This window comes from Kribbella catacumbae DSM 19601, assembly GCF_000372465.1.
GTDB lineage: Bacteria > Actinomycetota > Actinomycetes > Propionibacteriales > Kribbellaceae > Kribbella > Kribbella catacumbae.
On sequence record NZ_AQUZ01000023.1, the window covers coordinates 94,211 to 106,194 of the forward strand.

The following is an 11,984-nucleotide window of genomic DNA, read 5'->3' on the forward strand; positions in this document are numbered from 1 at the left end:
GTTGACCGGTGACGGCGGACTGATCCTGGGGCTCAAGGACCTGCCGGAATCTGCGTATGCCAAGCAGTGCGCGGTGTCGGCCCGGTAGACCTCCTACGACCTCGAGGTTGACACCAGCGTGCTCACTCCGTAGGAGTGCGCCACGCAGATCCGTCAGCGCCTCGAGAGTGGACCCGCCACCGCCTTCGATGACCTTCGAGAACTGCGTCCGTGTGCTGACCAAGCCGGAACTCGCCGGTTGCTTCCGGTGTTGTATCCAGGTGTCTTTTCCGAACCTCGCTGCCGACAAGAAGCCTCGTGCCGACCCGTCAGCAAGATCGCTCGCGAAGGGGGTAGTCGCGCAGTGAGCCGCGCCCGGCGGTCTCTGTCATAGTCCACCGGACCAGCCTGCCGGTCAGCGGTCTTCTTGGTTCGATGAGGCCTGTGGATCTGGGGGCAGTTCGCGGGTGAGGATGAGCTCCTCGGCAACGATGACGAGTTTGCGGTTGCTGTCTTGGGAGTAGCGCTTGAGGACCTCGAAGGCACGGTCGGCGTCGATCTGGTAGCGCTCCATCAGCAGTCCAAGTGCCTGGCCGATCTGCCGGTTGGTGTCGATCCCGCCTTGGAGTGTGTCCGCTTCACGCTGCGCGGCAGCGGCTAGGGCTTCGACATCCAGTCGGGCTTGTTCTTCCAGGGCAACCAGTCGCCGTGCCGACAGACGCAGCTCCATTTCGTCCATCACGATCTCGGCCAGGTCGCTGAGTGTGTCGATTTGGTCGGCGGTCGCCTGCCGGGGTTCGCGGTCGATCACGCATAGGGTGCCGAGGTTGTGGTGGTCGTGAGTGGTCAGTGGGATGCCGAGGTAGAAGCGCAGACCGAGTTCTCCGGTCACGAGCGGGTTGAGCAGGGCGCGCGGGTCGACTGCGGCGTCGGAGATCTCCCACGGTTCGCCTTGCAGGATCGCTGAGGCGCACAGGCCGGGGTCGCGGCCGGTCTGGTCGATGTCGAGTCCGTGATGGGACTTGAACCAGATCCGGTCGGCATCGACCAGGGAAACGACCGAGATCGGTGCCTGCAGATAGCGGGCGGCGAGCGCGGTGATCCGGTCGAATGCGCCGTCTTGCGGGGTATCGAGTACGTCGTAACGGCGTAGCGCAGCGAGCCGCTCCTCCTCGCTGGGCGGGATCAGGTCATCCCTCAACACCGGTCCTGCCGCCTTTCTCGAAGCCTCAGCCCACATTGTGCGTCGTTCAGCTGCCGATGTCATGGCAGGGCGTGGAGATTACGGGATCTGGCAGGCCGTGGGATCTCGCCGGTGGACGGTGCCTGTCGACTGGACAGTGCTGGCGAGCCGTTCCCGCAGTACCTCGGCCTGTGCGGGGTTGGTCGTGAGCTTGAGGGCGCGGCGGTCCGCCTTGTTTGCCTGGGCTGCGTCGCCGATCGCGCGAAGCAGTTCAGCACGGGTCGCGTGGTAGAGCGGATAGCTGTCAAGTTCGCTCTGCATTTGGTGCAACTCGCTAAGGGCAGTTTCGCGGTGAGCCATTCGGCGTCGTCGACCAGGTCGCGCGAGTGGGCACGATCGCTGGTACTGGACAGGTAGCCCTCGTTGAACAGCAAATAGATGACAGTGAGTACCTCACCGAGGCGTTCGGGTAGCTCGTCGGCGCGGGGGACCCGGGACGGGATGCCGGCATTGGCGATCTTGCGTTTCGCACGGGTGATGCGCTGCGCCAGGGTAGCCTCGGGCACGAGGAACGCGGCGGCGATCTGAGCGGTGGTGAGTCCACAGACCACGCGCAGGGTGAGCGCGATCTGCGCCTCGCGGGCCAGCGCCGGGTGGCAGCAGGTGAAGATCAGCCGCAGCCGGTCATCGGCCGCCGGCCGGACCGGCCACTGCAGTTGCGCCAGCTTGGACCGGTAGTTCTCCTGGCGGTGGAGAAGTCGCCGAGCAGCGAGACGAGTGATGCCGCGAGCCGACCCGCCTGGTCGCGGACCACGCGGGCCAACTCGTCGGCGGCCGGGCTGCTCGTCATGACTCCACTGGACGGATCTCGACGACAGGACAGCCCGGCCAGCTCTTGACGATCCGCAGGACCTCGTCGAGGTCGGTGGCCTCGATCTCGGTGAACCCGCTGACCACTTCCTTGCCCTCCATGAATGGGCCGTCCGTGGCTACCGGCGCCGGGCCGTCGAGCCGGAGGGTGGTGGCGCTTTGCGGGCCCTGGAGCTTGCGGCCGCCGCGGATCTTGTCGGCGTGGTCGATGAACCACTGGTTCACTCGCTGGTACGCCTGTTCGCGCTCGTCCGGGCTCATCGCCGCGAGGTCCTTGGCGAACTGCTCAGTTTCAATGAACATCAGCACGTACTTCATCTGCGTCTCCTCCTGGCTCTCATCAGGGAGACGAATCGGCACGGCAGCGAATACGACAGTTCGCTCGATGAGTTTCCGGAGCGTGCGAGGTTTGGCGTCCAGGCCGTGGCTCTAGGCGCGGTCGGTCCTGTTCTTCCTCGGATGCGTTTCGTACATGCGGGCGGCCACGACCAGGCCGGACACAGCAGTCAGGGCCGCGACCGTCCAGACGGCGGCCGGGATCCCCCAGAGGTCGGCGACGCCTCCGGCGAGCAGTGCGCCGGCGGCGAAGCCACCGTCGCGCCACAGCCGGTAGACACCGACAGCCCGGGCGCGCCAGGCGGGGTGCGCGACGTCGCCGATCGTGGCCAGCAGCGTCGGATAGACCATCGCGGTCCCGAGACCGAGCAGTGCCACTGCGACTGTCCATTGACCAAAGGTGTCGCCGGCGGCTACTAGGGCCAGCGCACCAGCTTGCAGCAGCATGCCGGTCGCGATTAGCCACTTGCGTCCCCACCGGTCCGAAAGGGCGCCGGTCGCGAGCTGGCCGAATCCCCAGACCGCTGGGTACAGCGCGCCCAGTAGTCCGATGCGTGCAACGGACAGGCCATGGGTGGCGAACAAGATGGGGAACAGGCCCCAGGCCATGCCGTCGTTCAGGTTGTTCACCAACCCGGCTTGCGAGGCCGAGGACAGAGCCGGCTCGGTGAAGCTGGTCTGCTTGAAGACCTGCGCGGTCGTCATTGCGCCTTCCGGTGTGGCGCGCGCTGCTTCGTGGTCGGCGTGGCCGCGGGTCTCGCGCACAGCCAGCGTGGACAGCCCCAGGCCGAGTGCAGCGAATGCGGCGCCGAGCAGGAACGGTGCTGGGCGCAGCCCGTAGGCGTCGGCCAGGTAGCCGGTGGCCATGGCGGTGGCGGCGACGGCGAGGTACCCGGCGGCTTCGTTCAGCCCCATGGCCAGGCCGCGCCTGGCCGGGCCGACGAGGTCGATCTTCATGATGACGGTGGTCGACCAGGTCAGCCCCTGGTTGATCCCGAGCAGGACGTTGGCGGCGATCACCCAGCCCCAGTTCGGAGCCCAGATCAGCAGCAACGGAACGGGTAGGCCGATCAACCAGCCGGCGACGAGGACCGGTTTGCGGCCGTAGCGATCCGACCACGTACCGGCGAAGAAGTTGGTCGCGGCCTTCACGGCGCCGAACGCGAGGATGAAGGTGAGCGCCCCGGTGTACTTGGTGAGACCGAAGGTCTGGTCAGCCAGCAAAGGCAAGACGATGCGTTCCTGGCCGAGCATGCCGCCGACCAGAGCGTTGACCGCGACCAGCAGGACGAACTGGGCGAGGTTGGCGCGCAGCCCGAGGTGCGGGTTCTTGGCCGAGGTCGTCATACCAGGGCTTGGCCGGAAGCGGCGGCCAGGTCGTCAGGGCCGCCGTCGAGCACTCGCACTTCACGGTGTCCTGCCCGCTGCAGCAGGCTGGCGCCGGTCATCGCCCGCTCGCCGTGCCCGCACATCACCACCAACGGGCCGGGTTCGAGGTCGCCAGCACGTCCGGGCAGCGCTCCGAGTTCGAGGTGCTCTGCGCCCGGGACATGCCCGGAGTGGTACTCGCTGTCCTGGCGGACATCGAGCACGCGGCCGTCGGCAACCTGAGCAGGCTGCAGTAGCGGAGTCAGGGCGGTTTCGCCACTCCAGCCGGCCATCCCGCCGGCGAGTTCACCCCGCGGTATTCCGAAGCCGATCTTCACCGCCTGCCAGGCCAGGTCATCCAGGTTTTGATCGCGGTTGCGCACCACCAAGTAGGGCGTCGCGGGCTCAAGTAGCCAGCCGAGCCAGGACGCGAACTGTGCGCGCAGGGCGATCGAAATCGAGCCGGGGATATGACCGGCGGCGAAGTCGCCGATCGGGCGCACGTCGACCACCACCGCTCCCGCGGCGACAGCGGCGGTGAACTGGTCGGCGGGCAGCGCCGGTACCCGCAGTGGGTCCGCGAGCAGCGAGGGACCGCGACGGTTGGCTTCTGGCAGGTGCAGGAAGTACGGCGGGAAGCTGCCCAGCCCGGCGAGTAGTTGCTCGACGAACGCGTCCTCATCCGGCGCCTGCAGCAGAGGGTTCGTCCGCTTCTCCTGGCCTATCGTGGTGGTCCGCTTACCGCCTCCCGGTGCTGAACAGAACGATCCGGCCCCATGAGTCGGCCACACCATCGTTGCCTCGGGCAACGAGGCCAGCCGCCGCAGCGACCGGTACTGCAACCGGGACAACTGCTCCGTCTGATCGGCGCCGGCCAGATCGGTCCGGGCGGCGCCACCGACGATCAGCGATCCACCGGTGAACACTCCCAGGCGAGCAGGCCCGTCGAGCAGCTCGAACGACAGATGCTCACCCGTATGGCCCGGCGTCGCCAAAGCCCGCAACGTCATACCGCCCAGGTCCACCTCATCACCATCGGCCAGCCGCTGATGCTTGAACTCCCGGCCGCCCGCGGCCGATGCCAGCAGCTTCGCTCCGTCCAGCGCCGCAAGTTGTACCGCACCGGACAGAAAGTCGGCATGCAGGTGCGTATCGGCAGCGAACGCCACCGTCAGACCGCGGCGCTCCGCCGCGATCCGTAGATCGCGCAGATCCAGCGACGGGTCGACAGCCAGAGCGCGCCCGTCGCCCAGATCGACCAGGTACGACGAGTTGCCCAGCCCACCATCTACCAGCGAAACGATCCTCTTGCTCGGCTCACCATCCACTCCTACACTATTCCATGAATCTTTGGAGGAATGTCAATGGGTGATCAGGTGGCCAAGGCGGCACTGTTCGAGCAGTTCGCGAAGGTCGGCAAGGCGCTCGGCAGTGCGAAGCGGCTTGAGTTGCTGGATCTACTTGCCCAAGGTGAACGGTCGGTGGAGGTGCTCGCTGGGCGGGCCGGGCTGGGGCTGACCACGGCATCGAATCATCTGCAGTTGTTGCGGCAGGCCGGGCTGGTGGTCGGTCGCAAGGACGGCACGAAGGTCCATTACCGGCTGGCAGGCGGCGATGTCGCCGCGCTGTGGTCGCAGGTGCGCGACGTTGCCTCGGCGCACCTGGCCGAGGTGGATCGCGCGCGTCGCGCCTATCTGGGCGACGATGACGTCGCCGAGGTGACCCGAGATGAGTTGCTGCGCCGGCTGGAAGCCGGTGACGTCACGGTCGTCGACGTCCGCCCCGGCGAGGAGTACACCGCTGGACACATCCCCGGCGCTGTCTCGATCCCGCTCGACGAACTCACCGACCGGTTGGCCGAGCTCCCTGCCGGTACGGCGATCGTGGCGTACTGCCGCGGCTCCTACTGCGTCATGGCCCACGAAGCCGTGCGCACTCTGGCCGCCAAAGGGCTGTCCGCGGCGCGTCTGAGCGACGGGATGCTCGAGTGGCGCCTAGCCGAACTCCCCGTCGCGAGCTGAGCGCATCAGCAACTGAGTCGGCGAGGCTAAGTGAGGTCTATCCTTTCCGTGGTCGTGCTCTGGATGGTGAGCACACGGAAAACACTATGGCGGGACCATGCTGCCTACTGGCCAGCCGGGGGTAGAGCAGGCACTACCCCTTCTGCTTCAGGGGGTTACCAAGCCTGTCTCGTAGGCCGTCACTACGAGCTGGGCCCTGTCTCGGGCGGCCAGCTTGAGGAAGAGCCGCGATACGTGGGTCTTCGCAGTCAGCGGCGAGAGCACCAGGTGCTCGGCGATCTCCTGGTTGGAGAGGCCCCGCCCTACAAGGCCCAGGACCTCCCGCTCCCGCGGGGTCAGCATGTCGAGGCGCCCGTCGCGATCTGGAGACACCGCCGCGGGAACCTCTGGCGTGGCGACGGGGGTGGCGGCGATGTAGGCCTCGATGAGCCGCCGGGTGACCTGCGGGGACAACAGCGCTTGCCCGTCGTGGACCAGCCGCACCGCGTCGAGCAGGGCGGCGGGGTCCACGTCCTTGAGCAGGAAGCCAGAGGCCCCGGCGCGCAGCGCGCCGAAGACGTACTCGTCGAGCTCGAAGGTCGTCAGCACCAGCACCCGGGTGCCCGTGAGCTGCGGATCGGCCGTAATGCGGGCGGTCGCCTCGAGCCCGTTGACCCGCGGCATCCGGATGTCCATGAGAACCACGTCGGGCGTGGTCCGTGCGGCCAGCTCGACGGCCTCGCCGCCGTCGGTGGCCTCGCCGACTACCTCGAAGTCGTCCTCGGCGTCCAGCAGGGCCCGGAAGCCGGCCCGCACCAATGTCTGGTCGTCGACCAGCAGCACCCGGATCATGGGGCCCCAACGGGGAGCGACGCGGCCACCCGCCAGCCGCCGCCCGGGCGCGGCCCGGCCTCCAGCGAGCCGCCCAGAGCGGCAGCCCGCTCTCGCATCCCTCGCAGGCCCTGGCCTGCTCCGGTACCGGCGCCGGCCGGAGCCCCGGCCGAACCCCCGTCGTCCTCTACCTCGAAGACCACGAGGTCATCGCGCCGGGTCACCCGCACGTGCGCCGAGGTCGGGCCCGCGTGCCGGAGCACGTTGGTCAGCGCCTCTTGCACGATGCGGTAGCCCGTCGCGCCTACTGTCGCCGGGAGAGCCCCGGCCTCGGCTTCCGCGCCGAGATCGATCGCGATGTCGACGTCGAGGCCGGCGGACCGCAGGCTCTCGCGCAGGTCGGTGAGACCGTCGAGGTCGAGGGTCGGGTGCGCCGGCGCAGATGCATCGGGACCGTCGTTCTCGCGTAGTACCCCCAGCATCGAGCGCAGGTCGTTCAGAGCGGCGCCGCTGACGCGCTTGATGTCCTGCAGCGTGCCGCGAGCCTGTTCGGGGTTCCGGTCAAGCAGGCGCGCTCCGACGCCGGCCTGCACGTTGATCGCCACCATCGCGTGAGCGACGACGTCGTGGACGTCGCGAGCGATCCGGAGCCGCTCCTCTCCAACCCGGCGCAAAGCCTCCTCCTCCCGGGTGCGCTCGGCGGTGTGGGCCCGCTCGAGCAGAGCGGCGGTATAGGCCCGCCGCTCGTGGGTCGCCACTCCGAGTGCGAGAGGGAGCGCGACCAGGCTGAGGTTGCGCACCGTGTCCCACGTGAGCACGCCGTGCGGGCTGCGCGTCTGCAGGATGACGATCACTACCGGCATGAGCAGGATCGCCGCAGCCAGGGCGGTCCGGCGGCCTCGCCGGGTGGCCAGCGCGTAGGCGCAGAGCACGGCGGGGAACGCCACGGTGTTGTAGATCTCCGCGGTCACCAGGACGCCGACCAGCGTGAGCATCGCCAGGGCCAGCGCCCACTCGGGTGCCCGTCGGCGCAGCAGTAGCGGTAGCGAAGCGACCACGATCGTGGCCACCGCGAGCACACTCGCCCGGGCCTGGTCGAGCAGCATCAGTTCCACCACCATGGCCGCCACACACAGCAGCGCCGGTACGCCGTCAGCGACGGCGTACCGGAAGAGATCGCGACGCTCAGCGGCCCGGGTCACGCCCCGACTGTAGCGGGGCGTGACCCGAGCGGCGTCGTCCTCAGGGAGTATGTGCCAGGCGGTCTGCCTCAGCCTGCGCGAGGTGCTTGTCCGCGTCAGACTCGCCCTCCGACAGGCCGATCCGGTCGTGGAGCCGGCGCAGCGGCATCGGCGCCCACCAGTTCCACTTGCCCATCAGCCCCATCAGGGCCGGCACCAGCAGCGAGCGGACGACGAAGGCGTCGACCAGGACGCCGACCGCGGTGGCCAGGCCGAGTTGCTGCATGAAGGAGATCGAACTGGTACTGAACGCTCCGATCGCGACCGCCAGCAGGATCGCCGCCGCGGTGACGACGCTGCCGGTGCGGCTCAGACCGGTCGCCACCGCGTCACGCTCCGAGAGCCCGGCCTCGCGGGACTCCCGGATGCGGCCGAGGAGGAACACTCCGTAGTCGGTCGACAGGGCGAACACCACAGCGGCGGCCACCAGGAAGTCGGTCGGTTCGACACCGCCGTTGGGGGTGTAACCGAGCAGGCCGGTCAGCCGTCCGTCCTGGTAGATGAAGGTCAGTACTCCGAGGGCGACACCGACGGTCAGGGCGTTCATCACCACCGCCTTGACCGGCAGTACCACCGATCCGGTCATCAGCCACAACACCAGCATGGTGAGCCCGACCAGTAGCGCGATCGCGAGCGGCAGGCCGTCGGCGATGGCCGCCTGCTGGTCGAGGAACTCGGCGGCGGGTCCGGTGACCAGGGCGTCGACCCCCTGGTCGGTGGCCAGGTCGCGGACGTCGGCGACGGCCTGCTGGGCGACGTCCCCGGCGGCGTCACCCACGACGACCAGGTCGATCTGCCAGGTGTTCTGTCCAAGGTCTACGGCCTTGGCAGGGACTTCGACACCTTCCACGGACGAGGCCGCGTCAGCGAAGGCCGCAGCCTCGGCAGCGTCACCGGTGCTCACCACAGCGGTCACGGGGGTGTTGCCAGAGCCGTCGTACTTCTGCGCCACGGTGTCGCTGACCACGCGGGCGCTGAGATCGGTGGGCACCACAGTGCCGTCGACCGGGGTCCACTCGGCCCGCAGCGCCGGTACCGCGAGCGCGACCATCACCGCGGCGGTCGCGACGGCGACCAGCCCGGGGCGGCGCATGACCAGCTGCGAGAGGCGGTACCAGCGGCGCTCGGATCCCGACGTACGCCGGGACCGGCGGGCCAGTTTCGCGCCCCAGAGGCCGAAGATCGCCGGGGTGACGACGAGCGAGGCGACGGCGGCGACGACCGCGACGACCGCGCCGGCCAGGCCCATGGATTTGAGGAAGCCCAGGGGAAACACCGTGAGCGTGATCAGCGCGACCGCGACAGTGGCTGCCGAGAAGGCCACTGTGCGGCCGGCTGTGCGCATGGTGGTGGCAACGGCGCCGAACGTCGGCCCCTGGCGATCCAGTTCCTCGCGGTAGCGGCTGACCAGGAACAAGGTGTAGTCGATGGCCAGCCCGAGCCCGAGACCGATCACCAGGTTGAGCGCGAAGACGCTGAGGCCGTAGACCTGGTTGATCCCAGCCAGCGCCAGGAAGGTGCCCATGACGGTGGTGATGCCAACGACCAGTGGCAGGACCGCGGCGCGACCGCCGAAGATCAGCAGCGACAGCACGATCAGGATCGGGAAGGCCATCAGTTCGGCGCGGCTGAGGTCCTCGGCGACCCGCTCGCTGAGCTGGACGCCGGCGACGGCCTGGCCGCCGACGGTGACGGCGGGGTCGTCGGCGAACGCCTCCAGGACGTCGGTCGCGACCTCGTCGCTGCTGGCGCCGGCCCGGAGGGTGCCGGTGACCAGGCTCGAGGAGCCATCCGTCGCGGACCCACCCCGGTCGACGGCGGCGATGCCGTCGACCGCTTTGAGGGTGTTGGCGGCGGCGTCGATCGCGGGCCCTTCGGACCCGCCATTGACAAGGAGGACGATGCCGGCCGACGGGCTGCGTCCCGTGGCGGCCTCGACCCGCTCTACGGCGCGGACGGAGTCGGCACTCGAGGCTACGAAGCCGCCTTCGGTCTCGAGAGCACCGGCGACGGGGCCGCCGAGGACGCCGGCGACGATGACGAAGAAGAAGATCGCCACGAGTGAACGACGTGGGGCTGCGTGGAGGGCCTTCAGAGCCCGGCTGAGAAGTGAAGTGGTCATGGCCCAACCCTCGTCGCCGGCAAGGGGTCGGCGCGTCGTGCCGGGGGAGTGGGTCAGGACCCCGACGGCGACGCGGGTACGCCGGACGGCGTACACCCCCCGGCGTACAGGTCAGCCCTGCGGGTGCGGCGGCCGCGAGTAGTTCCTGCCTCGACTGCTGTTGCTGCTGAGTCAGCGGCGGATGAGGCCCTGGGCAGAGCTGAGCCGAATCGTCACTGCCCGGTCACCGGTGTTCTTCGACGAAGACGGCATCAGTACCGCGGTGCTGCCGGTGACCGGCATCGGCGCGGCTCCATCGCTGTGGGTGGTGGCGGAACGCCGGAACGTCGGATTGCTCTGGCGCCGTACCGCGGTGCAAGCGCTCACCCTCGCCCGCGGCGGCATCCTTGGCTGGTTGGCCCATCGCCAGTCCGATGCGGAGCGTGACGCCCGCCTGCGAAGTACGTTGCTCACTGAGATCCTGGAGCACGGTGACGCGATTCCGAAGGGCGTCGCGGAGCAGGCGACCATGGCCGGGTGGCAGTTGTCGGGATGGCACACCGGGATCCACTTCCGCTTTCCGGAGGGCAGCGCGGTACCGGCCTTCGCCGCTGGGACGCTGGCGACCAGGCTGAGCGATGCCGGAGTGCACCTCAACGCGCTGGTCGAGCGGACGGACGGCTGGGAGCGCCTTCGGCGACTACGCCGCCGAAATCCTTCGGCCGCTGGTCGACGCTGCCGAGAGCGAAGTGCTCGAGACGCTGGAAGCATATTTGGACCGATCCTGTTCGACGATGCAAACCGCGCGGGTACTCGGCGTCCACCGGAACACCGTGGCCCACCGGATCGCGCGCGCCGAAACGATTCTTGGTACCTCCTTGGCGCACAGCGACACTCGTCTCGCACTGCAGTTGGCGCTGCGGGTCGCTCGCACCTCACCGACGGTCCTGAGAGGCTAGTGCCCCGTCAAGACTTCGGCGTCGGCTTCGAATCAGTAGATTCCGGACCTACCCTGTGCACCATGGCGCCGATGATCCGGGCCGCGAGCTTGCGCGGCTTCGTGCCGCTCGTCCGAGCGCTCTCCGGCGACCCTGAGGACTATCTGCGGCGATTCGGCATCTCCGCCGCCACGTTGGCTTCCGACGACGGGCTGATTCCCATCACCGAGCACGACCTGATGCTCGACGCGGCGGCCGAGGAGCTCGGCTGTCCGGATTTGGGCCTGCGACTGGCGGTCTGTCAGGACCTCGCCATCCTCGGCCCACTCGCGCTGGCCATCGAGTCATCGGCGACGGCGGCCGAGGCCCTTCAGTGCGCGTGCCGTTTCATGTTCGTGCACAGTCCTGCCCTCAGCGTCGGCGTCGAGCCCGACCCGCGGGGGTGGCGAGGTGTCGTCGCCCTGACCTACGGCAAGGACCTGCGCGAATCCTCCTACTCCCCTCAGGCGACAGAGCTCGGCCTCGGACTCTTCCATCAGTTGGCCGTGCGCCTCGTCGGTGGCAGCACTGGCCTGCGGTCGGTCGAGATCCCGCACCAGCCGCTCTCGCCCGTGCACCGCTACACCGAGTTTTTCGGCGCCGACGTGAAGTTCGGGGCGCCCACGGCGGCCCTGCGGGTCGAGCACCAACTGCTGAACGCACGATTCGCGAGTGCCGACGCCGCGGTCCGGCAGGTCGCCGTGGAGTACCTCACTCGGCACTATCCCGACCCGGGAGGCCGTGTGTCGGTGCGGGTGCGGTGGGCCCTGGCCGAGAGTTTGGGTGTCGCCGTACCGTCGCTGGTCCACTGTGCCCGGCTGTTGGCGATGCACCCGCGTACCCTCCAGCGGCGGCTGGCACAGGAGGGAACCACGTACGAGGAAATCCTCGACGAGGTGCGGCGGGAAGCTGCCCACCGCTATCTCACCACCACCGACCTCCCGCTGGGCCAGATCGCGCTGCTCATCGGGTTCACCGAGCAATCGACCCTCAGCCATGCCGTGCATAGATGGCACGGGACCAGCCCGCGGGAGCTGCGGGCTAGAGCGCGGCAACATCCCTGAGGGATTGTCGTCTGGAAACAAGTCTCGGACCTCA

General features: G+C 68.7%; 13 protein-coding genes and 1 pseudogene. 3 read left to right on the top strand and 11 right to left on the bottom strand.

All coding sequences use genetic code 11. The features are described from left to right. Positions 1 to 394: 394 nt before the first annotated feature. From A3ES_RS48115 to A3ES_RS0123430, 7 genes and pseudogenes are all read right to left on the bottom strand, one after another. Positions 395 to 1,183: a GAF and ANTAR domain-containing protein gene (locus A3ES_RS48115; RefSeq protein ID WP_020389276.1), complete on the bottom strand. Its 789-nt coding sequence runs from the start codon at positions 1,181 to 1,183 to the stop codon at positions 395 to 397. A 78-nt stretch (positions 1,184 to 1,261) separates the two neighbouring features. Further along, positions 1,262 to 1,483 (bottom strand): hypothetical protein, encoded by a 222-nt coding sequence (locus A3ES_RS56185; RefSeq protein ID WP_020389277.1) that lies wholly within the window; start codon positions 1,481 to 1,483, stop codon positions 1,262 to 1,264. A 77-nt stretch (positions 1,484 to 1,560) separates the two neighbouring features. Next, a pseudogene (locus A3ES_RS56190) lies at positions 1,561 to 1,773 on the bottom strand (RNA polymerase sigma factor); the annotation flags it as partial. Between the two features lie 59 nt (positions 1,774 to 1,832). Then, positions 1,833 to 2,012, bottom strand: a complete 180-nt coding sequence (locus A3ES_RS56195; protein WP_020389278.1) for a hypothetical protein — start codon at positions 2,010 to 2,012, stop codon at positions 1,833 to 1,835. Then, a complete protein-coding gene (locus A3ES_RS0123420) occupies positions 2,009 to 2,350 on the bottom strand; it encodes a YciI family protein (protein ID WP_020389279.1) in 342 nt (113 codons plus the stop codon). Before A3ES_RS0123420 ends, A3ES_RS56195 begins: the two co-directional genes overlap by 4 nt. A gap of 111 nt (positions 2,351 to 2,461) precedes the next feature. Further along, positions 2,462 to 3,715, bottom strand: a complete 1,254-nt coding sequence (locus A3ES_RS0123425) for an MFS transporter (RefSeq protein WP_020389280.1) — start codon at positions 3,713 to 3,715, stop codon at positions 2,462 to 2,464. After that, entirely contained in the window at positions 3,712 to 5,064 is a 1,353-nt protein-coding gene (locus A3ES_RS0123430) for an MBL fold metallo-hydrolase (protein ID WP_020389281.1), read from the bottom strand. The genes A3ES_RS0123425 and A3ES_RS0123430 overlap by 4 nt, the downstream gene beginning before the upstream one ends. 36 nt (positions 5,065 to 5,100) lie before the next feature. Between A3ES_RS0123430 and A3ES_RS0123435 the strand changes: the two genes are divergently transcribed. Continuing rightward, positions 5,101 to 5,757 (top strand): ArsR/SmtB family transcription factor, encoded by a 657-nt coding sequence (locus A3ES_RS0123435; protein WP_020389282.1) that lies wholly within the window; start codon positions 5,101 to 5,103, stop codon positions 5,755 to 5,757. A 147-nt stretch (positions 5,758 to 5,904) separates the two neighbouring features. Here the strand turns inward: A3ES_RS0123435 and A3ES_RS0123440 are convergent, their stop codons facing one another. From A3ES_RS0123440 to A3ES_RS54210, 4 genes are all read right to left on the bottom strand, one after another. Further along, on the bottom strand, positions 5,905 to 6,588 hold the full coding sequence (locus tag A3ES_RS0123440; protein WP_026163131.1) for a response regulator transcription factor: 684 nt from the start codon (positions 6,586 to 6,588) through the stop codon (positions 5,905 to 5,907). After that, entirely contained in the window at positions 6,585 to 7,769 is a 1,185-nt protein-coding gene (locus tag A3ES_RS0123445; RefSeq protein ID WP_020389284.1) for a sensor histidine kinase, read from the bottom strand. Before A3ES_RS0123445 ends, A3ES_RS0123440 begins: the two co-directional genes overlap by 4 nt. 40 nt (positions 7,770 to 7,809) lie before the next feature. After that, entirely contained in the window at positions 7,810 to 9,930 is a 2,121-nt protein-coding gene (locus A3ES_RS0123450) for an MMPL family transporter (RefSeq protein WP_157630702.1), read from the bottom strand. A gap of 223 nt (positions 9,931 to 10,153) precedes the next feature. Further along, on the bottom strand, positions 10,154 to 10,468 hold the full coding sequence (locus A3ES_RS54210) for a hypothetical protein (RefSeq protein ID WP_157630703.1): 315 nt from the start codon (positions 10,466 to 10,468) through the stop codon (positions 10,154 to 10,156). Positions 10,469 to 10,547: 79 nt separating this feature from the next. Between A3ES_RS54210 and A3ES_RS57140 the strand changes: the two genes are divergently transcribed. Together A3ES_RS57140 and A3ES_RS0123465 are read left to right on the top strand one after the other, a co-directional pair. After that, positions 10,548 to 10,868: a PucR family transcriptional regulator gene (locus A3ES_RS57140; protein ID WP_020389287.1), complete on the top strand. Its 321-nt coding sequence runs from the start codon at positions 10,548 to 10,550 to the stop codon at positions 10,866 to 10,868. 62 nt (positions 10,869 to 10,930) lie between these two features. Further along, positions 10,931 to 11,950 (top strand): AraC family transcriptional regulator, encoded by a 1,020-nt coding sequence (locus A3ES_RS0123465; protein WP_026163132.1) that lies wholly within the window; start codon positions 10,931 to 10,933, stop codon positions 11,948 to 11,950. The last annotated feature ends 34 nt before the right edge of the window (positions 11,951 to 11,984 follow it).